At 73.5% G+C, this 21,339-nt stretch carries 19 protein-coding genes and 2 pseudogenes; 9 read left to right on the top strand and 12 right to left on the bottom strand.

The window, feature by feature from the left end:
• Window positions 1-3: 3 nt before the first annotated feature.
• The 6 genes from UO65_RS21040 to UO65_RS21015 form a co-directional block, all read right to left on the bottom strand.
• Window positions 4-1,317, bottom strand: coding sequence for an ABC transporter substrate-binding protein (locus tag UO65_RS21040; RefSeq protein WP_035285335.1), 1,314 nt, complete (start codon window positions 1,315-1,317; stop codon window positions 4-6).
• On the bottom strand, window positions 1,304-2,380 hold the full coding sequence (locus UO65_RS21035) for a branched-chain amino acid ABC transporter permease (protein ID WP_035285410.1): 1,077 nt from the start codon (window positions 2,378-2,380) through the stop codon (window positions 1,304-1,306). The genes UO65_RS21040 and UO65_RS21035 overlap by 14 nt, the downstream gene beginning before the upstream one ends.
• Window positions 2,380-3,231, bottom strand: coding sequence for a branched-chain amino acid ABC transporter permease (locus UO65_RS21030; protein ID WP_035285332.1), 852 nt, complete (start codon window positions 3,229-3,231; stop codon window positions 2,380-2,382). The genes UO65_RS21035 and UO65_RS21030 overlap by 1 nt, the downstream gene beginning before the upstream one ends.
• Window positions 3,231-3,923, bottom strand: coding sequence for an ABC transporter ATP-binding protein (locus tag UO65_RS21025; protein WP_084176012.1), 693 nt, complete (start codon window positions 3,921-3,923; stop codon window positions 3,231-3,233). The genes UO65_RS21030 and UO65_RS21025 overlap by 1 nt, the downstream gene beginning before the upstream one ends.
• A gap of 2 nt (window positions 3,924-3,925) precedes the next feature.
• The gene (locus UO65_RS21020) at window positions 3,926-4,693 is read right to left on the bottom strand and encodes an ABC transporter ATP-binding protein (RefSeq protein ID WP_035285330.1); all 768 of its coding nucleotides are present in this window, start codon (window positions 4,691-4,693) and stop codon (window positions 3,926-3,928) included.
• A gap of 151 nt (window positions 4,694-4,844) precedes the next feature.
• Window positions 4,845-5,768, bottom strand: coding sequence for an oxygenase MpaB family protein (locus tag UO65_RS21015; protein WP_052021443.1), 924 nt, complete (start codon window positions 5,766-5,768; stop codon window positions 4,845-4,847).
• Window positions 5,769-5,951: 183 nt separating this feature from the next.
• On the opposite strand from UO65_RS21015, the pseudogene UO65_RS34785 reads away from it, so the two are divergent.
• Window positions 5,952-6,281, top strand: a pseudogene (locus UO65_RS34785) (VOC family protein); the annotation flags it as partial.
• Window positions 6,282-6,563: 282 nt separating this feature from the next.
• On the opposite strand, the gene UO65_RS21005 reads toward UO65_RS34785, so the two are convergent.
• Window positions 6,564-7,001 (bottom strand): peptidase inhibitor family I36 protein, encoded by a 438-nt coding sequence (locus UO65_RS21005; RefSeq protein ID WP_035285325.1) that lies wholly within the window; start codon window positions 6,999-7,001, stop codon window positions 6,564-6,566.
• Between the two features lie 214 nt (window positions 7,002-7,215).
• Here UO65_RS21005 and UO65_RS39025 point away from each other — a divergent pair.
• Window positions 7,216-7,341: pseudogene (locus tag UO65_RS39025) on the top strand (hypothetical protein); the annotation flags it as partial.
• Window positions 7,342-7,470: 129 nt separating this feature from the next.
• Here UO65_RS39025 and UO65_RS39020 read toward each other — a convergent pair.
• Window positions 7,471-9,069 (bottom strand): FAD-dependent oxidoreductase, encoded by a 1,599-nt coding sequence (locus UO65_RS39020; protein ID WP_152552193.1) that lies wholly within the window; start codon window positions 9,067-9,069, stop codon window positions 7,471-7,473.
• Between the two features lie 99 nt (window positions 9,070-9,168).
• Window positions 9,169-9,510: a helix-turn-helix domain-containing protein gene (locus UO65_RS20990; protein ID WP_063935985.1), complete on the bottom strand. Its 342-nt coding sequence runs from the start codon at window positions 9,508-9,510 to the stop codon at window positions 9,169-9,171.
• 233 nt (window positions 9,511-9,743) lie between these two features.
• Between UO65_RS20990 and UO65_RS20985 the strand changes: the two genes are divergently transcribed.
• A complete protein-coding gene (locus tag UO65_RS20985; RefSeq protein WP_035285322.1) occupies window positions 9,744-10,106 on the top strand; it encodes a CU044_2847 family protein in 363 nt (120 codons plus the stop codon).
• Between the two features lie 43 nt (window positions 10,107-10,149).
• On the opposite strand, the gene UO65_RS20980 is transcribed toward UO65_RS20985, so the two are convergent.
• Genes UO65_RS20980 through UO65_RS20970 form a run of 3 tightly spaced genes read right to left on the bottom strand, consistent with a single transcriptional unit; the run spans window position 10,150 to window position 13,372 of the window.
• On the bottom strand, window positions 10,150-11,379 hold the full coding sequence (locus tag UO65_RS20980; RefSeq protein WP_035285320.1) for a hypothetical protein: 1,230 nt from the start codon (window positions 11,377-11,379) through the stop codon (window positions 10,150-10,152).
• Between the two features lie 2 nt (window positions 11,380-11,381).
• Window positions 11,382-12,473, bottom strand: a complete 1,092-nt coding sequence (locus UO65_RS20975; protein WP_052021437.1) for a glycosyltransferase family 4 protein — start codon at window positions 12,471-12,473, stop codon at window positions 11,382-11,384.
• Window positions 12,470-13,372, bottom strand: a complete 903-nt coding sequence (locus tag UO65_RS20970) for a GDSL-type esterase/lipase family protein (RefSeq protein ID WP_035285318.1) — start codon at window positions 13,370-13,372, stop codon at window positions 12,470-12,472. The genes UO65_RS20975 and UO65_RS20970 overlap by 4 nt, the downstream gene beginning before the upstream one ends.
• A gap of 511 nt (window positions 13,373-13,883) precedes the next feature.
• Between UO65_RS20970 and UO65_RS20965 the strand changes: the two genes are divergently transcribed.
• Genes UO65_RS20965 through UO65_RS20940 form a run of 6 tightly spaced genes read left to right on the top strand, consistent with a single transcriptional unit; the run spans window position 13,884 to window position 21,220 of the window.
• Window positions 13,884-14,705 (top strand): glycosyltransferase family 2 protein, encoded by an 822-nt coding sequence (locus UO65_RS20965; RefSeq protein ID WP_063935984.1) that lies wholly within the window; start codon window positions 13,884-13,886, stop codon window positions 14,703-14,705.
• 30 nt (window positions 14,706-14,735) lie between these two features.
• The gene (locus tag UO65_RS20960) at window positions 14,736-15,908 is read left to right on the top strand and encodes a glycosyltransferase (RefSeq protein ID WP_084176004.1); all 1,173 of its coding nucleotides are present in this window, start codon (window positions 14,736-14,738) and stop codon (window positions 15,906-15,908) included.
• Window positions 15,905-17,803 (top strand): hypothetical protein, encoded by a 1,899-nt coding sequence (locus tag UO65_RS20955; protein WP_152552192.1) that lies wholly within the window; start codon window positions 15,905-15,907, stop codon window positions 17,801-17,803. Before UO65_RS20960 ends, UO65_RS20955 begins: the two co-directional genes overlap by 4 nt.
• The gene (locus UO65_RS20950) at window positions 17,800-18,579 is read left to right on the top strand and encodes a hypothetical protein (protein ID WP_035285315.1); all 780 of its coding nucleotides are present in this window, start codon (window positions 17,800-17,802) and stop codon (window positions 18,577-18,579) included. The genes UO65_RS20955 and UO65_RS20950 overlap by 4 nt, the downstream gene beginning before the upstream one ends.
• A complete protein-coding gene (locus tag UO65_RS36890) occupies window positions 18,576-19,991 on the top strand; it encodes a polysaccharide biosynthesis protein (protein ID WP_035285313.1) in 1,416 nt (471 codons plus the stop codon). Before UO65_RS20950 ends, UO65_RS36890 begins: the two co-directional genes overlap by 4 nt.
• Entirely contained in the window at window positions 19,988-21,220 is a 1,233-nt protein-coding gene (locus tag UO65_RS20940; protein ID WP_052021435.1) for a glycosyltransferase family 4 protein, read from the top strand. The genes UO65_RS36890 and UO65_RS20940 overlap by 4 nt, the downstream gene beginning before the upstream one ends.
• Window positions 21,221-21,339: the final 119 nt, after the last annotated feature.

Raw genomic sequence — 21,339 nt, 5'->3', positions numbered from 1 at the left:
GCGTCAGCCAACCAGAGCCACTTCGGCCGGGGTGCGGCGGGCGGTCGGCGCGGCGGTGATCGGGCCGGTGCCGCGGTCGGTGACCATCGGCTCCTGGACGACCTTCGGGGTCAGGTCCGGGGAGACGGTGAACACGAACGCCCCGGTGTAACCGGCGTGGGAGTCCTTCGAGAACGCGAACGGGGTCATCCCCGGCCCGGACAGCGAGCCCGACGACATGGCCTCCAGCAGCTTCGAGCGGGTCAGGTCGCGGCCCGCCAGCTTGACCGCCTGGGCGAACGTGTACGCCTGCGCCATGCCGGAGACCAGCGTGTTGGTGAGCGGCACGTCCGGGATGTAGCGCTGGTGGATCTCCTTGAACAGGGTGATCCACGGGTCGTCGGTGTCCACACCGGGCAGGTAGCCCGCGCCGATCATGCCGGTGAGCAGGGCGGACGGCGACACCTCCGCCCCGGCCTGCTTGCTGAACGCCGACAGCAGGCCGCTGAGCGTGCGCGTGTCGGCGCCGATGCTGTTCACCACGAACTGCGGCTTGTAGCCCAGCCGGGCGGAGGTGAGGACGGCCAGGGCGGTGAACGCGGGCACGCACTCGCACACCACGACCTCGGCGCCCGCGCCCTTGAGCGCGGTCAACTGCGGGAGCACGTCGGTGTTGGCCGAGTCGTAGGGCTGGCGGGACACCACGGCGTCCTTGACGAACTGGTCCAGCCCGGCCTGCGCGTCGCGGCCCACGTCGTCGTTCTGGTAGAGCACGCCGACCTTCTTGCCCGCCAGGTTCTTCTTGACGTACTTGCCCAGGATCTTCGACTCGCGGGTGTAGTCCACCTGGAAGCCGTAGGTCATCGGCCGCGCGGCCGGGTCGTCCCACGCCAGCGCCCCGGAGGACACCAGGACGTCCGGCACGCCCTCGGCGGTGAGGAAGTCGAGCACCTTGGAGTGCGTCGGCGTGCCGAGGCCGCCGACCACGGCGAACACCTGGTCCTGGAGCACGAGCTTCTTGACGACCTCGACGGTCTTCGTCGGGTTGTAGCCGTCGTCCTCCACCCGGTAGTCGATCTTGCGGCCGTTGATGCCGCCCGCGTCGTTGACGTAGGAGTAGACGGCCCTGGAGCCCGCCGAGATGGAGGCGTAGCCGGAGGCGGCCGGGCCGGTGAGCGGTTGGTGGGTGCCGATCACGATGGAGGTGTCGGTGATCCCGGCGGTCTCGTTCTTCACCCCGCTCGCGGCGCCGCCGCCACCGGGGTCGGTCTCGCCCGCGCCCCCGCAGGCACTGAGCAGCAACAGGGCCGAGAGCCCGATGATCCTAGCCTTCAACATGGCTGTCCTTCCGACGCCGGAGCGGGATCTTCCTGAGCAGGCCGTGGATTCCCTGGGGGAGGACCAGCACCACCACGATGAGCACGACACCGAAGATCGCCAGCGGCAGGAAGTTGGCGACGTCGGTGCGCAGGGACAGGCCGTGGGCGAGTTCTTCCGCGCCCGCCTGGAGGGCGACCAGGGCCAGCGCGCCCCACAGCGCGCCCCAGAGGCTGCCGACGCCGCCGAGCACGACCGCGGCGAGCAGCGTCAGCGACAGGGCGGGGGTGAACGAGCCGGGGGCGGCGGTGCCCAGCAGGAACGCCTGCAACCCGCCCGCGAGCCCACCGCAGACGGCGCTGACCAGGAACGCCAGCACCTTCGTCCGCCCGACCCGGATGCCGGCCAGCGCCGCGGACACCTCGTCGTCGCGGACCGCGCGCATCTCCCGGCCGACCCGGCCGGAGGTGATGTTGGCCAGCACGACCATTCCCAGCAGGACGGTCGCCCACACCACCCACGCCTGCCAGCGGGTGGTGGGCACGTCCAGGCCCGCGGGCATGCTGTTGACGGTGAAGCCCAACCCGTTGCTGCCGCCCAGGAAGTCCGGGAAGCGCTGGGTGATCGCGGGCAGGCCGACCGCCAGCGCCAGCGTGGCCCCGGCCAGGTACGGGCCGTGCAGCCGGGCCGCGGCGGCCCCGGTGAGCACCCCGGCGACCCCGCTGACGGCGGCGGCGATGAGCAGGTCGGCCCAGAACGGCAGGCTCGGCACGTGGGTGACCAGCAGCGCCACGGTGTACGCGCCGACGAACAGGAACGCGCCGTGGCCCAGCGACACCTGCCCGGTGAGCCCGGTCAGGACGGTCAGCCCGGCGGCGGCCAGCAGCAGGTACCCGACGGTTGCGACCCGGACGTTGGTGAACGGGTCGACCACCGAGGACACCGCGACCACCACGGCGAAGGCGAGCAGCGCCCAGAGCAGGTGGCGCACCAGCGGCGGCAGCGCCGCCCGCCTCGGCGCTCGCCCGGACCGGATTCCCCCGGCTCGGCTCTCCGCTGCCTGGATCTCCTCCTGGGACACCATCACACCCTCCTGGCCACGCCGCGCCCGAACAGGCCGTGCGGGCGGAAGGTCAGCACCAGCACCAGGATCGCCAGCGACGCCAGGGTCACCAGTTCCGGCCCGACGTACCCGGACACGTACGACAGCACCACGCCCAGGCCGAACCCGCCGATGATCGTGCCCACCGGGTTCTCCAACCCGCCCAGCACGGCCGCGGTCAGCGCGTAGACGAACACCGCGTCGAGCACCGTGGGCGACAGGAACGGCGGCGCCGCGAGCACCCCGGCGAGCGCGCCCACCACCGCGGCCAGCGTCCACCCGATGGTCAGCATCAGGCCCACCTTCACCCCGACCAGGCTCGCCACCTCGGGTTTGAACGCCGCGGCCCGCATCCGCAGGCCCAGCGTCGTCGCCCCGAACAGGGCCAGCACCGCCCCGGCGGTCACCAGCACGACCACCACCACGAACACGGCGGCGGGGGAGAAGGCGCCGCGGAAGTCGAAGGCGTACGGGAACGACTTCGGCTCCGCCGACCAGATCATCCCGCTGACTGCCTGCAACAGCATCAGCAGGCCCAGGGTGGCGATCACCGGGGCCAGCTCCCCGGACCGGCGCAGCGGTCGCATCAGCACCCGCTCGGTGAGCGCGCCGAGGACGCCGCCCGCCACGAGCGCCACCAGCAGCCCGAGCCAGTAGCCGCCGGTCGCGCGGTTGACGCTGTAGGCGAGGTAGGCGCACAGCAGCGCCAGGGCGGGTTGCGCGAAGTTCACCACCCGGGTCGCCCGGTAGATGATGACCAGTGCGAGCCCCAGCGCGGCGTAGATGGCGCCGTTGGTGAGCCCGCCCAGGGTGAGCGTGAGGAAGTCGGGCATCAGAACCCCAGGTAGGCGTGTCGGAGTCGGTCGTTGTCGAGCAGGTCCGCGGCGGGGGCGTCGGCGACGACCCGGCCCAGGGACAGCACGTAGCCGTGGGTGGCCACCGACAGGGCGCCGCGGGCGTTCTGCTCCACCAGCAGCACGGTCAGCGCCAGTTCGCGCAGCACGCGCAGGATGCGCGCGGTGACCATCGGCGCCAGCCCGAGGGACGGCTCGTCGAGGATCACCGCCCGCGGCCCGCTCATCAGCGCCCGGCCGATCGCCAGCATCTGCCGCTCCCCGCCGGAGAGCGTGCCCGCCTGCCGGTCGAGCCGCTCGGCCAGCGGCGGGAACAGCTCCAGCACCTCCCGGCGGGTGCGCTCGCGGTCGGCCCGCGCCCGCCACAGGCCGCCGAGCCGGAGGTTGTCCGCCACCGTCAGCTCGGTGATCACGCCGCCGTTCTCCGGCACGTGCGCCAGCCCGCGGCGCACGATCCGGTCGGGCGCCCAGCCGGTGATGTCCTCGCCGTCGAAGGTGACCGTGCCGGCGTTCGGCGCGGCCAGGCCGCTGACGGTGCGCAGCAGCGTCGTCTTGCCCGCCCCGTTCGCCCCCAGCACGGCGGTGATCACGCCCGCCTCGGCGGCGAGGTCCACCCCGTCGAGGGCGCGCACCGGTCCGTACGCGGTGGCCAGGTCCTGTACTCGCAGCACGGTCAGCCCGCCGTTCCGAGGTAGGCCTCGGTGACCCGCTCGTCGGCGCGCACCTGTTCCGGTGGCCCGTCGGCGATCACCCGGCCGAAGTCGAGGACGGTGATGTGGTCGCACACCCGCATCACCATGTCCACGTGGTGTTCGACCAGCAGCACCGCCGTGCGGTCGGTGAGCCCGCGCAGCAGCACCACCAGCTCCTCCACCTCCACTTCGGACAGACCGGAGGCGGGTTCGTCGAGCAGCAGCAGCTCCGGTTCGGCGACCAGTGCCCTGGCCAGCGCCACCCGCTTGCGCACGCCGTAGGGCAGCGCCCCGGGCAGCGCGTCGCGCCACCGGGCGATGTCGAGTTCGTCCAGCACGCCCAGGGCGCGCTCGGTCAGCCGCCGCTCGTCCCGCACCGCTCCGCGCAGGCCCAGCAGGGTGCCCAGGGCCGAGGACCCGCGGTGCCGGTGCGCGCCGACGAGCACGTTGTCCAGCACGGTCGCGCCCGCGAACAGCCCCAGCCCCTGCACGGTCCGGGTGATCCCGAGCCGGGCCAGGTCGTGGGTCCGGTGGTGGCGCAGGGACTCCCCGCGCCACAGCACCTCCCCGCGCACCGGCCGCACGAAGCCGCAGATGACGTTGAACAACGTCGTCTTGCCCGCCCCGTTGGGGCCGATGACGCCGTGCACGGTGCCGGGGCGCACGGCCAGGGAGACGTCGTCGAGCGCGGTCAGCCCGCCGAAGCGGACGGTGGTTGCGGACACGGTGAGCGCGGGATCGCTCTGCATCGGGGCCAACTCCTTCGGACGCCTCTGTCCTCACGGAATGTCCCACTATCTGGGACCGACCATACCGAGCGTTCGGTATGTCGGGCAATGATGCGACCGCGACCCCCGTCCGTCAAGGGGCCTTTCGGTCCAGTCGGGGTTTTCGGGCGTTTCAGCCCCGGCGCTCGGCGTGCACCGGGCAGTAGTGGCGGGGATCGGTGCGGTCGCGCGGCAGGTACCGCTCCGGGGTGTGCACCAGCGGTGTCGAGGCGGGCAGCCTGCCGGACGCGCGGTCCAGGCCGTCCCTGGCCCGGGGGTGCTTGCGCAGCCGGGGCGGCACCAGCCGGAACGCCAGCCCGACCGCCGCGCCGAACACCCGGTGCGCCCGTTCGTCCCACGTGGACCACCGGTAGCCCAGCAGGTCCCGCACCGGCTGGTCGTACATGCCCACGGTCACCCACACGAACCCGCGCGCCACCACCGCGCGGGTCGGCCGCCACAGCCAGTCCGGCAACCACGGCGCGAACGGCGGCGCGGGCATCGTGGTCAGGTCCAGCACGTCCCGCGTGGCCCTGTTGTCCTCCAGCACCTCGCGGCACATGTGGTCCCAGTAGCGCTGGAAGTCCTCCCAGGTGTCCGGCACCGGGCGCGTGCTGACGCCGTACCGGGCGTACCAGGTCTTGTGCTCCTCGAACAGCTCCCGCTTCTCCCGCTCACCGATCCCGCCGCAGAAGTGTTGCGCGGTGAGCAGGGTGCCGTAGAAGAACGTCGCGTGCGCCCAGTAGAAGACATCCGGGTCGAGCGCGTGGTACCGCCTGCCCCGGGCGTCGACGCCCCTGATGTCGCGGTGGTAGTCCCGCACCTCCCGCCCGGTCTCCTCGGCCCGCTCCCCGTCGAACACCACACCGCCGATGGGGTAGAGCGAGCGGAACAACCGCTCCCACCGCTCCTCGAAGAACTCCGAGTGCTCCTCCACGGCGGCGCCGAGCTTGGGGTGCATGTTCTGCATCGACCCGGCCCAGAGGCCCTGGAGCATCCCCCGCCAGTCGCCGAAGTACTCCCAGGTGACCGACCCCGGTCCGAGCCCCTTCGCCATGACGTTCCCTCCGGCAGGAATCGACCACCCCGCCGCCGAGCTGACAACGGGTGTTGTCAGGCTAGAAGCCGACAACGCCCGTTGTCAACGCGAGGCGGCGATCCCGTTCGGCCCGACCTGTCGGTGTTCGGACCTGTGGACCCCCACCCCGGGGTTCCGAGGCAGGCGAGGCGCTGGGCCACCATGGCGTCCATGGCGTTCCTGCAACTCACCGCGATCCTCGTCGAGGACTACGACGACGCGATCGACTTCTTCACCGAGGCACTGGGATTCGAGTTGGCCGAGGACTCGTCTGCCCGCACCGACGACGGTCGTCCCAAGCGCCGGGTGGTCGTCCGCCCGCCGGGCGCGGAGACCGGCATCCTCCTCGCCCGCGCCGACGGCGAACACCAGATCGCCGCGATCGGCGAGCAGCACGCCGGTCGGGTCGGGTTCTTCCTCCGCGTCGACGACTTCGACGCGAGCTACCGACGCATGCGCACCGCAGGTGTCGAGTTCCTCACCCAACCCCGAACCGAGCCCTACGGCCGGGTTGTCGTCTTCCGCGACATCGCAGGCAACCGTTGGGACCTCCTCGGTCCCGTCGGCTCTCCACCCCGACACCCTCGCCACCCGCCGCAACCTGGACTACTGGCGGGGCAGGGTGGACGAGTGAGTCTCGATCATCTTCGCGGGCACTCCCCGGACTTCTCGGGTGACCTGGGTCGGATGGTGTCGTGGTGGCTCGGCGATGGGAACCCCAGTTCAGCGCGGCGAACGGCTGATCGAGGGTGGTCGGGGCAGGATGCGGGGCGGTCACCTGGTGGGTTGTGGGGCCGGATTCGCCGTGAACTCGTGGGAGGCGTTTTCCAGCCAGGTCTTGGCCAGGTCGACCTTCTGCCCGGAGGCGACGGTGTCGGCCGCGCCCTGGTTGTCGGCGTCGAAGTGGACGGTGACCGTGTGGGTGGTGGAGCGGTTCCACGCCGACGTGGCGTTGTTCTTGACGCAGGCGCCCAGGCCCGGGCCCGGTCCGGTGAAGGTCTGGCAGTCCGGGGCGGTGTCGCCGTAGTCGGCGACCGTGGCGGTGAAGTCGGCGAGCGCGCCGGACTGGTCCTGGCCCCAGTACAGGCAGAACTCGCCTTCGTCGCACACCCCGTCGCCGGGGGTGGCGGCGGTGGCCGTGCCCGCCAGCGACACGATGAGCGCGATGGTCCCGGCGAGGGCCGCCGCGGTCCGCACAAGACGTTTCCCCATGGTGTTCCTCCCGGTTGGGGCCGTGGCGCCGCCTTGCCGGGCGCCCCACGTGGACGAGCCTGCTGCACTTTCCGGTCCGGTACCGGCGCGACCACCCCATCGGGTGCCCAGCACCCCTCGATCGGCACCTTCCGACCCGCCCCGCGCCGCCCCGACCCGACCGCCCCGCGCCCGTCCGCCACGACCGGGTGGTCAGGGGTGAGAATGGTCCGCAATGGCCTCCTCACTCGCCGACCGCCGCGCCGCCCGCCGCGCCGCCCTGCTCGCCGCCGGGGTGGCGCTGCTGGGTGACCCCGGCCGCCCCGGGGTGTCCGTCCGGGCGGTCTGCCGGGCCACCGGGCTGACCGAGCGCTACTTCTACGAGAGCTTCCCCGACCGCGACGAGTTCGTCCGCGCCGTCTACGACGACGTCGGCGCCCGCGCGCACGACGCCCTGGTGACGGCCACCGGGGGCGCCGACCGGGAGGACCTACCGCGGGCCGCCGTGGCCGCGTTCGTCGACCTCATCGTGGGTGACCCCGCGGTGGGGCGGGTGCTGCTGCTCGGGCCGCTGACCGAGGCCACCCTCGGGTCGCGCGGGCAGGAACTCGCCCCCGCGTTCGTGGCGCTGGTCCACGACCACCTCACCGCCGCCGACCCCGCCGAGCGGCAGATGATCGCCCTCGGCGTGGTCGGGGCGCTCACCACCCTGTTCATCGCCTTCCTCGACGGCACGCTGACCGTCCCCCGCGCCCGGTTGGTCGACCACTGCACCGCCCTGGTCGCCTCGGCGGGGCGGGCGTAGCACCTTCCACAGCACGCTCGGGGCGAGCAGCACCGCCGGGCCGCGCACCAGGTGCGCGGCGAGGAAGAAGCGGCGGAACACGTCCGGGTCGCCGGGGATGACGTGGTCCAGGCGGGCGAGGTACCACCGGGCGAGGCGGGCGCGGGCCGGGGTGGGGTGCGGGTCCCAGGTGAGGTCGGCGGCGGTGGCCATGGCCCAGGGCAGCGCCAGGGCGCGGGCGACCCGCTTCTGGAACACCCGCGGCAGGTCCGCCGCGCCCCGGTCGAGGAGGCCGCCGAGGATCTGCGCCTGCACGGCGGTCACGGTCATGCCCTGGGCGTGGACGGGGTTGAGCGTGCACACCGCGTCGCCCAGGCAGAGCAGGCCCCCGGGCCAGCGGGGCATCCGGTGGTAGTGAACCCAGCGGCTGTCGAGGTGGGCCATGCGGTGCGCGCGGCCGAGGGGTTCGCCGCCGGTGATCGTCTCGGCGAACTCCGGGCTGCTCAGGGTGCGCGCGTAGTCGAGGAACCCGGCCGGGTCGGTCGGGGCCGCCTGGCCGTCGGCGCCCATCAGGGTGAGCAGGCGGTGCCCGTCCTCGGTGGTGACGAGAACACCGCCGCGGCGGCGGTCCGGGGCGCGCGGGAACTCGGCCACCGTCGTCCAGTCCGCTGTGGACGGTGCGCGGAACAGGCGGGTGGTGTAGACGCCCTCACCGGTCACCGACACCTCCTCCGGCCTGCCGAACCCCGCCGCGCGCAACCAGGTGGGCAGCTTCGTCAGGCGGCCGCTCGCGTCCACGACCAGGTCGGCGCCGATCTCCTCGTGCGCGTCCGGGAGGGCGGACCCGGTGACCCCGGTGACGCGGGTGCCCTCGGCGTCCCAGCACAGGCCGTCCACGGTGAAGCCGGGTCGGGTGGTGACGCGCGGGTCGTCGAGGACCCGGCGGCGCAGGCAGCGCTCCAGGGTGACCCGGGTGGCGGTCTGGATCGGCAGGCCGATCCGACCGCGCGGGGCCCAGCCGGTGGGGAGGCGGTAGCGGGCGCTCTCGCCGAAGTCCGCCCGGGTGGCGCCGCGCGCGGCGAGTTCGTCGCCGAGGCCGGGGAAGAGGTGTTCGAGGACGGCCGACCCCCTGGCCAGCAGGGCGTGCGGGTGGTGGGCCTGCGGGATACCGCGCCGGTGCGCGGATTCCGCGGTCACCGGGTCCTGCTCCAGCACGACGACCTCGGCGAAGTGCCCGCTGAGCACCCGGGCCGCGCACAGGCCGCCGAAGCCGCCGCCGATCACCACCGCGCGCTGTGCTGCCATGCCGCGAGGGTGGCACCCGAACCGGAACGGCAGTGACCTGGGCCACGAAGCTCACCCGATCGTCGCAGCTCGAATACTCCTCGGTTTGTCGGGCCGGGTTCAGGCGGGGCGCCGCACCGACCCGGCGGTGGCCGGGCTCGGCGGGTCGCCCGGCCAGGCCCACGCCACCGCCGCGGGCTGCGGCAGCGGCTCGGCACCGGGCAGCGCGCACAGCGCGACGACCCGGTCCAGCGACAGGCCCAGCGCCGCGGCGATCGCGGCCACGGTGAAGAACGACGGCCCGGCGATCCGCCCGGCCTCGATCTTGCGCAGCGTCTCGCTCGGCAGCCCGGCCCGCTCCGCGATCGCCGCCAGGGTCAGGTTTCCCCGCGCGGCCCGCAGCAGCGAGCCGAGTCGCCTGCCGCGTTCGCGCTCCTCGGACGTCAGGGGGTGTCGGACCATGATCCGGACGCTAGCGGCCCGGCCAGGGCCGCCGCACCGGTCGAGAGACCCGGAAGTCGTCCGCGATCAGCGGTACCGCGGTGGGCCGAACGGCCTTCCGGCGGGGTGGACCGGGCGCCGAACCCCGATCGCGCCTCGACCTGGTCGTCTATCGTGCTCGGGTGCTCGGCCGGTCCGGGGGCGCGGCGACAACGCCCCCGGCGCGGCACCGGCGAGGGACGAGGAGTGGCGGTATGACGGAGTCGAACCCGGAACTGGCGAGGTTCCCGCTGGCGGGCGGCGGGGCCGTGCTCGTCGAGGTGGACGGGCGGGCGGGGGTGGAGCGGGCGGGCAGGCTGCCCCGGGTGCTGCTGGAGGCCAAGACCGGCTTCGACGGCGCCCTCGCCGAGGTGCGCGACGCCGCGGTGGCGGCGCTGGCCCAGTTCACCACCATGACCCGGCCCCCGGAGGAGATCGAGCTGAAGTTCGGCATCAAGCTCGACGCCGAGGTCGGGGCGGTGATCGCGCGGACCGGGGTGCAGGGCCAGTTCGAGGTGAAGCTCAAGTGGCGCAAGGACCCCGCCCCGCTGGAGGAGGAGTCGGTCGAGGAGGCCTGACCCGGTCGGGGGGAGCGGCGTACCGCTCCCCCCGACCGGCGGTTCAGCCCGCCATGTCGACCAGCAGGGCCGTGGGCGCGGCGAGGGCGGCCAGTGCCTTGTCCACGGTCTCGGTGCTGACCACGTTCTCGTCGTGGCTGGCGGTCAGCTCCATGTGGTCGCGGGTGCGGATGGCGAAGACCGTGATGCCGTCCGGGCCGTAGGAGGGGCTGAAGCCGAAGAAGCGCTTGGTCCCCGTGTCCAGCCACGGCATGTCCGCCAGGCCGGGCAGGGTGGGCATGGAGTTGAACGTCAGGGTGACCCTGTCCGGGCGCGGGGCCAGGGCGGGCGCGGGTTTCGGGGTGGCCGAGACCGCGCCGATGAGCGAGCCGAGGGCGAGCGCGGGCAGGGCGCGGCCGGTGTCGCGCGCCTGCTTCATCGCGGCCTCCACGGCGGCCGGGTCGCCCAGGTCGGTGCGCAGGTAGAGGCTCTTGGACAGGTTGCCCCACCGCGGGTCGTCCGAGGGGCCGAGCATCCCGCGGACGTCGATCAGCGCCCACAGCCCGTCCCCGTTGAGCGGGACGCCGTGGGAGACCAGCGCGCGGTGGGTCATGCTGGTGAGGACGCTGGTGATGGAGATGCCCTTGGCGTGGGTGTTGCGCCAGCGGGTGATCTCGCGCAGCGCCGGGTTCGGGATGACCGCCCCGGTGAAGTCGGGGCGGGTGCGCTCGGGGGCCGTGGTGGCCGCGGCGACCGGGGGAGCGGTGCGGTGGCGCACGTAGTCGACCCAGTCCCGGCGGTGGGTGCGCAGCCCGGCGCGCAGCGCGTGCAGCACGGTGCGGGTGGGGGTGCGGGCGGCCAGCTCGTCCAGGCCGGTGCCGCGGGTGGCCGCCATCAGCAGCCGGGTGAAGGTGGACGCGTCGCCGACGGCGTGGCTGATGTCGCCGAGCACCGCGGTCGGGCTGACCACCAGGCGGACCGGGAGGTCGCGCGGCGGCGCCAGGTGGGCCTTGATGTACCCGGTGAGGTCCTCGGGGTCCGGGTCGGGGGCGGTCACCACCATCCGGGCCACGTGCTCGGCGCGGTCGCCCGCGCGCACCGGCAGCCAGCGGCCGGTGGCCTCGTCCAGGCGGGAGGAGATGGGCGAGTCCGGGTGCAGGTGCGTGAAGCGCAGCAGCGCCGCCCGGATGGCCTCGACGTCGGTGGCCACCGGGGTGACCAGCAGGACCGAGCGCTGGTGCAGCCAGGGGCGGTCGAGCGGGCCGACGCGGCGCGGGCGCGGTCTGTCGGTCATGGTCAGTCCTCTCCACGGAGCGCGGACCGGTAGATCGCCAGGGTCTCCTCGGCGATCCGCCCCCAGTCCGGCACGTCGGCCTCGTCCCGCCGGGTCTCGGCGAGCGCCTGGGTGACCGCCGCGGCGACCGCGGCGGGCTCGGGTCCGACCAGCCGCGCCGCCCCGCCCAGGTGCTCGGCGGCGATCTCGCGGTGGGCGGGGATGTCGCTGAGCACGACCCCGGCGCCCGCCGCGGCGGCCTCCACCGGGGCCATGCCGAACGCCTCGTGCTCCGACAGCGACACCAGCACCGCGGCGGTGCGCAGCCAGCGGTGCACCTGGTGGTCGTCGACGCCGCCGGTGAACCGCACCCGCCCGGCGACGCCGAGGTCGGCGGCCAGCCCGCGCAGCTCGTCGGACTGCGAACCGGTGCCCACGACCACGACCTGGACGTCCGGCGGCAGCAGCGGCAGGGCGCGCAGCAGCGCCGCGACCCGCTTGTAGGGCTCCAGCCTGCCCAGGCTCAGAACCGTGCGCGGCTGGTCCGGGAACGGTTCCGCCGCCCGGATCGCCGCCACGTCGACGCCGTTGGGCACCACGTGCGCGCGGTCCGCGGCTCCCGGGAAGTCGCCCACGAGCTGGTCGCGTTCGGCCCGGGACACGCACACCACCGCCCGCGCCGCCCGGAACAGCAGCCGACCGACGAACCGGTAGACCACGTGCAGCGCCGAGGCCTGCCTGCTGTGCCCGCCGCCGTGGTAGTGCGGGGTGAACACCACGGGGCGGGCGAACCCGCCGAGCGCGGCGAACCCGCAGGCGGCGTGGTAGCTGTGCACGTGCACGACGTCGCTGCCCCGACCGGCGCGCAACCCGGCCAGCAGCAGCCGCGGCGAGATCGACATGACCGTGGTGCGCCAGGCCGGGAACACCCGCACCGGCACGCCGCCGGGGCGCTCCAGCACCGGCCGCGGCACGCCGCGGCGCGCGGTGAGCACCCGCACGTCGACCCCGCGCGCGCTCAGCTCGCGCGCCAGGTGCCCGGTGTGCGCCTCGACCCCGCCGCGCTCGGGCGGGAAGCCGGGGGTGACCAGGGTGACCCGCAGCGGCGCGGTCATGCGATGTGGGCCGCGCGCACGACGTGCTCCGCGATGAGCCGGTGCCCGTCGGCGGTGGGGTGCACGTCGCCGTACTGGCAGAAGTAGGTGTAGAGGCAGGCGGCGGCGACGGCGGTGGGGACGGTGCCGTAACCGGGGACCGAGGTGGTCTGGGTGAGCGGCACGTAGCCCTGGGCGGCCTCGGTCACGTCCACGAACTCGGCGCCGACCTTCGCGTACTCCGCCCGCAGCACCGGGTTCACCAGGTCGCGGAAGACCCCGACGGAGGCCGCGGCGACGTCCCGGCCCGGGGCGCCCGCGGTCACCCAGTAGCCGAGCAGCATGTCGGGGTAGCTCACCCCGACGATCGGCACGTCCGGTCCGGCCGCGGCGCGCAGTTCGGCGAGCACCGCGGCCAGGTCGGTCCGCAGCCGCTCGACCGAGGCGGTGACGCAGTCGATGGCGTCCGGCCGGGGGGCCGCGCCGATCGGCAGGCAGGGGCGCACGTCGTTGCCGCCGACCACGACGGTGACCAGGCCCACGCGCCCGCGGTTCTCGGACACGAACTCCACCGCCGCCCGCGCCTGCGACAGGCCGCCGTAGTCCGGGGCGCCGGGGGCGAGCGCGGTGGGCGCGCAGCCGGGCTCGGTGCGCAACTGCGCGGTGCTGACGCCGGAGCAGCCGAAGTTGGCCAGCCGCATCGGCAGGCCGTGCGCGACGGTCTGCTCCGCGACCCGGTAGGCGAACCCGTCGGTGGAGGTGCCGCCGCCGTCGGCGCCGGTCGGCTTGTAGCCCGCGGCGTAGGAGTCGCCGACGGAGACGTAGTAGCGCTCGCCGGGGGCGGCGGCGGTCGAGGTCGCCGCGCACCCCGACAGCGCGAACAGGGCGGCGGATGCCGCCGCGAACAGGCGAACCGACACGGAGCGCGTTCCTTCCGACCGGGGGTGGAGTTCACGACAAAGCGGGGGACCGCGGGGGCGCAAGGTGAAGCAGGCGGAAACCCGACATCTCGTACTTGCGAACGCGCGGGAGCCAGGCGCGATTCATGTTCTCCGGGCGAAGGGTACTACAAATGCCCTCGACCGCACTCCGGAAAGTTGTTCATGATTTGTCCAGTGCTGTGTGGACAGTGGATCAGCGCTCTTCGTGGCGTTGTCAGGTCGGGTGCACTGGGTGATGTTACTTGGCAACAGTTACCCGGACAGGTTGTGTCACTCGGGCACAGAAACTGTTCTCAGCGGGGAGTTGGTGAACGGTGTGTAGTTAGATGTCCCTCAAGTTACGCTGTGTTACACCTTCGGGTGGTGACGCGTGGTGAGGCCAAAAGAGTGAAACCGCGCACGTTTGGCCCATTTGAGTAACAGCGGACAAGATGATTGCGAAATCCTGTCCGTAGCTCGTCCCCACCTGTCAGAAGACTTGGGAGAACTGATGGTGCGCCTCTCCATCGTCATGCCGGTCTACAACGAGAGCGCCACTATCAGATCGGCCATCGAGCGCGTGTTGTCGGTCGATTACCCCTGCCCGGTGGAGCTGATCGTCGTCGACGACGGCAGCTCCGACGACACGCCGGAGATCCTGCGCGAACTGACCCCCCGGGGCCTGCGGCTCGTCGAGCACCCGCGCAACCTCGGCAAGGGCGCCGCCGTGCGCTCCGGCGTGCGCGAGGCCGAGGGCACCCACATGATCATCCTCGACGCGGACCTGGAGTACTCGCCCGGGGACATCCCGGCGATGCTGGAACCGGTCCTGCGCGGTCGCGCCGACCACGTCTTCGGCGCTCGGGTCTTCGGCCTCAACACCCGCTACCAGTCGTTCCGGTTCGCCGTCGGCGGCCGGGCGCTCACCCTCGCGGCGAACCTGATGTACGACTCCTGCCTGACCGACATGCACACCTGCCTCAAGCTGCTGCCGGTCGCCGACTTCCGCGCGCTCGACCTCACCGAGGACGGCTTCGGCCTCGACACCGAGCTGACCGCCCGGCTGATCCGCGGCGGCGTGCGCCCGTTCGAGGTGCCGGTCAGCTACGTCGGCCGCTCGGTGGCCGACGGCAAGAAGATCAACTGGAAGGACGGGGTGCGCTGCCTGTCCATCCTGGCCAAGGTCCGCACCGAGCGGCACCCGCAGGGGCTGTCCTACGCCACCGCCACCAACACCCCGCACGTCCCCGCGCCGGTCGTCCCGCACGCGGTCGACCTGGACGCGCCGCGGGCGGTCACGGCCACCAGCGAAGAGACCCCGCTCGCCATCTGAGCGGGCGCAGCACCGAAAGGCAACGGAGAAGTGGGAGAGCGGCGCAGGGTGTGGCTGGTCGGGCCGGGTTTCGAGTTCCTCAGCGGCCTGTCGGTCTACACCTGCCGGCTGGCCAACGCGCTCGCCGAGGAACACGACGTGTCGGTCGTGCTGCTGCGCAAGCTGATCCCGGCCCGGCTCTACCCCGGCGGCAAGCGCACCGGGGACGACCTGACCAGCCTCAGCTACGACGAGCGGGTCCGCGTCGCCGGTGAGGTCGACTGGTACTGGGGCGCGGAGCTGGGCGCCGTCGTGCGGCGGCTCAAGCGCGAGCGCCCGGATGTGCTGGTGCTCCAGTGGTGGACCGCGGCGACGCTGCACACCTACCTGGTGCTGGCCAGGGCCGCCCGGCAGGCCGGGGTGCCGGTCGTGCTGGAGTTCCACGAGACCCAGGACACCGGCGAGGCGTCGGTGCCGCTGGTGGCGGGCTACTGCCGCCGGGTGATGCCGCGGCTGCTGGCCAAGGCCTCCGGCGCGCTGGTGCACAACCGGCACGACCTGGAGCTGCTGCGCGGCACCTACGGCGCGGCGCTGGACCACCTCACCGTCGAGATCGCCCCGCACGGCCCGTACGACCACCTGCCCCCGGCCCCCGCCACCGACGCCGACGCCGACGTGACCCGGCTGCTGTTCTTCGGGCTGATCCGCCCTTACAAGGGCGTCGAGGACCTGGTGTCGGCGTTCAACGCCCTGTCCGCCGAGGACGCCGCCCGGTTCACCCTGACCGTGGTCGGGGAGACCTGGGAGGGCTGGACCAAGCCCGCCGAGCTGATCGCCGCGAGCCCGCACGCCGACCGGATCACCTTCGTCAACCGCTACGTCAGCGACGAGGAGGCGGGCCGGTTCTTCGCCGACGCCGACGCCCTCGTGCTGCCCTACCGGCGCGGCTCGGCCAGCGGCCCGCTGCAGATCGCCATGAGCGGCGGCATCCACGTGCTGCTCTACGCCGTCGGCGGCCTGGTCGAGGCGGTCGCCGACTACCCCGGCGCGGTCCTGCTGCCCCCCGACGACGTGACCGCGCTGCGCGCCGCCCTGCTGGACCTGCCGGACCGGCGCGCGGAGCGCTTCGCCGACCCGCACTCGTGGGCCGCGACCACCGCCGCGGTCGACCGGCTCACCACCGCGCTCACCGCCGCGGCCCGGACCACCCCGGCGGCGGTGTGACCACCTCGACCCACCCGCCGACGCAGGCCCCCGCGGACACCCCGGGCACTGCGGCGTCCACACAGGACACCCGCCCCCCGGCCCGCTGGACGTCGTGGCCCGCCGTGGTCGGCGCCGCCGCGGTGGGCATCCTCGTCGTGGGGCTGTCCTACCGGCTCGCCGCCGAGGGCGGGAACCCGAACATCCGCTACGGCGTGTTCTGGCTCGGGATGCTGCTGGCCGCCGTCCCGGTCACCGCGCGGATCGCCACCGGCGACCGGGTGGCCGCCGGTTGGGGCGTCGCCCTGCTCGGCGTGCTCACCTACGTGCCGAAGTTCCTGCGCAACCCGGGCGCCCCCGCCTACCACGACGAGTACGCGCACTGGCGCGAAGCCGTGGACGTGCTCTCGACCGGCACCCTGTTCCAGCCCAACTCGATCATCCCGATCGTGCAGTACTACCCGGGCACCTCCGGGCTGACCGCCGCCGTGCAGCGGCTCACCGGGCTGTCGGTGTGGTCCTCCGGGCAGCTCGTGCTGTTCACCGCGCACATGCTGGTCCTGTTCGCCGTCGTCGTGCTGGCGCGCGTGCACCTCAGGTCCGCCGCGGCCGGTGCGCTCGCCGCCGTGGTCTACGCGCTGAACCCGTCGGAGATGTACTTCGACACCCAGTACGCCTACGAGGGCATCGCGGTCGCGTTCTTCATGTGGATTCTCGCCCTGGGCAGCATCGCCGCCCGGTCGAGCGGACGGCGGCGGACCGCCGCGCTGGCGCTGGCCCTGCTGTGCGTGGGCGGCTGCGTGGCCACCCACCACCTGACCACCCTGTTCCTGGTGCTGCTGCTGGGCGGGGTGGCGGCGATCGTGGCGTTCCGGCGGTGGCGGTCCAAGACCGCCGAGGGCACCGGGGTGTGGCTGGTCCTCTTCGGCGGCACCGTGCTGGTGGCCGTCGCCTGGGTCCTGTTCGTCGCAACGCCCACGCTGACCTACCTGTCGCCGTACTTCGGCGGGTCGGTGGAGCAGCTCAGCGGCATGGCGTCCCAGGAGGACACCGGGCGGGTCGTGCTGGCCCCGTCGCCGCAACCGCTCTGGGAGCGCGGGCTCACCGCGCTGTCGCCGGTCATCGTCGGGCTGGTGTGCCTGGCCGCGCTGCTGGCGCTGCGCAAGGTCCTCAAGGACTGGCGCGCGGACACGCTGGCGCTGATGGCGTTCGGGCTCGTGTACTTCCCGTCGGTGCTGTTCCTGCTGGCGCCCTCCGGCGCCGAGGGCGCCCGGCGGTCGTGGGCGTTCAGCTACCTGGGCATCGCGCTCATCGCCGCCTTCATGGTCCTGCGCTGGCGGGAACGCCGACCGGTGCGGTGGTGGGGGCGCGGGTGGGTGTTGATGGCGCTGTTCGTCGTCGTGCTCGTGGGCAATGTCGGCGCGGGCCTCAACGACCCGTACCGCTTCCCCGGGCCGTTCCGCTGGGGCACAGACACCAACTCCGCCAGCGCCGAGGCGCGCACGGTGGGGGAGGAGCTGTCCGCGCGGGCGGGCCGGGTCCGGGTCATCACCGACCGGTACACCGCGCTGCAACTGGTCGCCTACGGCGGCCTGGACGTGGCCGCGCCCTCGGTCGGCTTCCCGGCCTGGCAGCTCACCCAGACCCCGGACGGGCCGACCACGCAGCTCGCCGCCGAGATGCGCGCCGCGGGCTACGACTACCTGGTCGTCGACACGCGCATGGCCGAGGAACCGTCCTTCATCGGCGACAACTACGGCCCCACCGACCCGCTGATCGGCCAGGCGACCCCCAAGGAGAACCTGGCCCGCCTCGACCGGGTGCCCTGGGCCACCCGGGTGATCACCACCGAGCACCTGCGGGTCTACCACCTGGACTTCTTCCTGATGAACGCGCCGATGGGGGGCGGGTCGTGAACCGGACGTTGATCCTGGCCTCCTCGGTCGTCGCCGCGGTGGTCCTGTCGCTGCTGCCCGTGCCGGTGGTGCTGCGCACCCTGGTCCTGTTCCCGGTGCTGGTCCTCGTCGCGGGCTGGAGCGCCGCCCGGCTCGTGCTGGGCACCCGCACTCCCGGGAATGACACTGCCGACGACGACCTCCGGTTCACGCTGCCGGTGCTGGTGGCGCTGCTCGTGCCGCTGGCCGTGGTGCTGCTGCTGGCGGTCTTCGGCATCCCGGTCGACACCCCGGGCATCGCGATCGGGACCGGGGCCGTGGCGCTGCTGCTGGTGGGCGCCGCGCACGTCGCGGCCGGTCCGCCGACCTGGCCCACCGGCCCGCGCCGGACTGTCGGGCCGCTGGTCGCCGTCCTGGTGCTGGGCGGTGCCGTCGCCGGTGCCGCCGCCATGCGGCCCCCGGTGGTCGAGTCGTACGCGCAGCTCTCGCTGAGCACGGCGGTCCCCCGGGCGGTGGCGGGCAGCACCGTGACGGTGCCGTGGACGCTGACCGGGTACGGCTCGCCGCTGCCCGGGGGCGCCCCCGAGGTCCGGGTGGCCGTCGCCGGGCAGACGGTCACGCCGGTCGAGGTCACCGGCGGCGCGGTCGGCCCGAGCACGGCGGCGGGCGCGGTCGACGAGCGGCGCGGGTCGGTCAGCTTCGCCGCCCCCACCGCGCCCGGCCTGCACGACGTGCGGGTCTCCGTCGGCCGCGACCCCTGGGCGACGCTCGTCCTGCGCCTGGAGGTCATCTCGTGACGGTGCCGGAGACCAGCGAGACCCCGGGGAACACCGGGACGACCGACAACGGCGGGGCCACCGAGACCACCGGGGCCGCCCAGAACCCCGGGTTCGCGGGGGGTGCCGGGGTCGCGGCCGACCCGGGCGGGCCGGTCGAGGCGGCGCCGGTCTCCTTGCGGGAGCGGCTCGCCACCGACGCCATGCTGCGCAACTCGATCGCGATCATGGCCACCACCGTGGTCACCTCCGTGTTCGGGTACGTGTTCTGGCTCGTGGTGGCCCGCACCTCCACCCCGGCGGTCAGCGGTGCCGGTGCCGCCGCCACCAGCGCCCTGCAGGCCGCCGCGCTGTTCGCCGCGGTCGGCGCCGCCGCCGCGATGGTGGAGTGGCTGCCGCGCAGCACCTCCACCGCGCAGTGGCGCTCCCGGCTGACCGTGGGCGTGACCGTCGCGGCCGTGGGCGGCCTGCTCGGCGGGGTGTTCGTCGTGGCGCTGCTCGGGTACGCGCTCAACACCCTGCCCGCGCTGCGCGGACCCGTCGGCGGGGTGCTGTTCTGCCTGGGCACGGTGTTCTTCGCCGTCGGCACGGTCTACGACTACGCCGCGGTGGCCGAGCGCAGCGGGACCATGATGCTCGCCCGCAACGCCCTGTTCACCGCCCTGCGCGTCCCGCTGGTCGTGCTGCCGTGGCTGCTGCCCGGGACCGGCGACCAGATCCTCACCGCGTGGACCGCCGCGGCCGGGTTGTCGCTGCTGCTGGCCGTGGTCGGCTTCCGCCGCAGCGCGCACGGCCGGTCGTTGCGCCCCGCCCTGCCCGGGTTCGGCTTGGCGCTGCGCGAGATGCGCGCGTCGCTGCTGGGCCAGCACCTGATCACCGTCGCCGCCATGATGGGCACCTACCTGCTGCCGATCATCGTGGTGGCCAGGGTCTCGCCGGAGGCCAACGCCTACTTCTACGCCACCTGGATGCTCGGCGCGGTGTTCTTCATGGTCAGCCCGGCCGTGTCCACCTCGCTGTTCGCCGCCGCCGCCGAGGACCCCGCCGCGGTCGCGGGCGCCGCCCGGCGCGGACTGCGGATCATCGGCGCGCTGCTGGTCGCCCCGATCCTGGTGTACCTGCTCGGCGGCGGCCTGCTGCTGTCGCTGTTCGGCCCGGAGTACCCCGGGCAGGGGCGCCTGCTGCTGGTCCTGCTGACGCTCTCGGCGATCCCGGACGCCCTGACCAACGTCGCCGTCGCCGTCCTGCGGGCCACCACCCGGCTGCGCGCCGCCCTCTGGCTCAACCTGTCGATGCTGCTGGCCAGCCTGGTGGCGTCCTGGTTCCTGCTGCCGAGCCTGGGGATCGCCGCGGTCGGCTGGTCGTGGCTCGGCGCGCAGACCGTCGGCGCGCTGTGGGTCGTCGTGTCCTGGCGCCGGATCACCACGCCGTGAGGGTCCTCCAGGTCACCGACAACTACGCCCCCGCGACCGGGGGCCTGGAACGGGTCGTGCAGCTCCTCTCGCACGAACTGTCCGCCCGCGGCCACGAGGTGCACGTCGCGACGCTGAGCCGAACCGACGCCCCCGACCTGGAGGCGGAAGGCCCGGTCACGATCCACCGGCTCTCCGGCCTGACCCGGCACCTGCGCCGCTTCTCCGCAGACCCCAACCACCTGTTCCACCCCACCGTCGCCGACCCGGTCCTGGTGCGCCGGTTGCGGGAACTGGTCGACGAACTGCGCCCGGACGTCGTGCACGTGCATAGCTGGATGCTGCACTCGTGCCTGTCCCTGCGCCTGCCGCCGTCGTCGTCGCTGGTGGTGTCACTGCACGACTACGGCATCGCCTGCGCCAAGAAGACGTTGACATACAAGGACTCCCTCGACACCGCCTGCTCGGGTCCCGAGCTGCGCAAGTGCCTGGGGTGCGCGAAGGACTTCTACGGCGCGGTCAAGGGGACCGCGCTGACGCTGGGGCTCTCCCGCACGCGGCTGGACGGGGTGGACCTGTTCCTGCCGATCAGCGACGCGGTGGCGCGGGCGTGCCTGCCCGGGGTGGCCGCCGAGCGAATCCGGGTCGTGCCGTCGTTCGTGGCGGACTCGGTCGCGCAGGTGGGTCCACGGCCGGACTTCCTGCCCGACGGGGACTTCGTGCTGTTCGTGGGCGCGCTGGGCGAGCACAAGGGGTTGGGGCCGCTGGTCGAGGCGCACCGCCGGATGGCGGCGGCCGTGCCGCTGGTGGTCATCGGACCCCGCCGGGCCGACACACCGGAGCTGGTGGGGAGTCCTGGTCGGCCGGTGATCGTGCACGGATCGGTGCCGCACCCGCAGATCATGGCCGCGTTCGCCGCCGCCGCCGTGGTGGCGGTGCCGTCGCGGTGGGCCGAGCCACAGGGGCTGGTGGCGATCGAAGCCCTGGCGGTGGGTACGCCGGTGGTCGCTTCGCGGGTGGGTGGCTTGCCCGGACTGGTCACCGATGGGGTGACCGGGCTGCTGGTACCCCCGGGGGATGCCTCGGCGTTGGCGGGTGCTCTGGACTCGTTGCTCGCTGACCCCGGGGTTCGGGGCAGGATGGGGGCGGCGGGGCGGGTGGATGCGCGGCGGTACTTCGCCGGGGCTGTGGTGCCGCAGGTGGTTGCGGCTTACGAGTCGCTTGTGGATCGACGGTCTGCGGTGTCCTAGGAACTGCTGGGAGTCCGGTCTCGTGGCTGGTGCCCGGGTGTGCTCAGCTTTCGAGCCCGGGGTTGTGGTGGGTGTGCCCGGCTGGGTGGATGTGTTTGGCCGGGGCCCCTATGGCGATC

The organism is Actinokineospora spheciospongiae (assembly GCF_000564855.1).
Classification (GTDB): Bacteria; Actinomycetota; Actinomycetes; order Mycobacteriales; family Pseudonocardiaceae; genus Actinokineospora; species Actinokineospora spheciospongiae.
Note: the sequence above shows the minus strand (reverse complement) of the source record. Positions and strands in the feature narration are given on the sequence as shown.

Coding starts and splice junctions, on each gene's coding strand:
- UO65_RS21015 (WP_052021443.1), bottom strand. CDS start 5,768: ATGGCGAAGGGGCTCGGACCGGGGTCGGTCACCTGGGAGTACTTCGGC.
- UO65_RS21020 (WP_035285330.1), bottom strand. CDS start 4,693: ATGCAGAGCGATCCCGCGCTCACCGTGTCCGCAACCACCGTCCGCTTC.
- UO65_RS20985 (WP_035285322.1), top strand. CDS start 9,744: ATGACGGAGTCGAACCCGGAACTGGCGAGGTTCCCGCTGGCGGGCGGC.
- UO65_RS21040 (WP_035285335.1), bottom strand. CDS start 1,317: ATGTTGAAGGCTAGGATCATCGGGCTCTCGGCCCTGTTGCTGCTCAGT.
- UO65_RS39020 (WP_152552193.1), bottom strand. CDS start 9,069: ATGGCAGCACAGCGCGCGGTGGTGATCGGCGGCGGCTTCGGCGGCCTG.
- UO65_RS20980 (WP_035285320.1), bottom strand. CDS start 11,379: ATGACCGACAGACCGCGCCCGCGCCGCGTCGGCCCGCTCGACCGCCCC.
- UO65_RS21030 (WP_035285332.1), bottom strand. CDS start 3,231: ATGCCCGACTTCCTCACGCTCACCCTGGGCGGGCTCACCAACGGCGCC.
- UO65_RS20975 (WP_052021437.1), bottom strand. CDS start 12,473: ATGACCGCGCCGCTGCGGGTCACCCTGGTCACCCCCGGCTTCCCGCCC.
- UO65_RS20990 (WP_063935985.1), bottom strand. CDS start 9,510: ATGGTCCGACACCCCCTGACGTCCGAGGAGCGCGAACGCGGCAGGCGA.
- UO65_RS21005 (WP_035285325.1), bottom strand. CDS start 7,001: ATGGGGAAACGTCTTGTGCGGACCGCGGCGGCCCTCGCCGGGACCATC.
- UO65_RS20965 (WP_063935984.1), top strand. CDS start 13,884: ATGGTGCGCCTCTCCATCGTCATGCCGGTCTACAACGAGAGCGCCACT.
- UO65_RS21035 (WP_035285410.1), bottom strand. CDS start 2,380: ATGGTGTCCCAGGAGGAGATCCAGGCAGCGGAGAGCCGAGCCGGGGGA.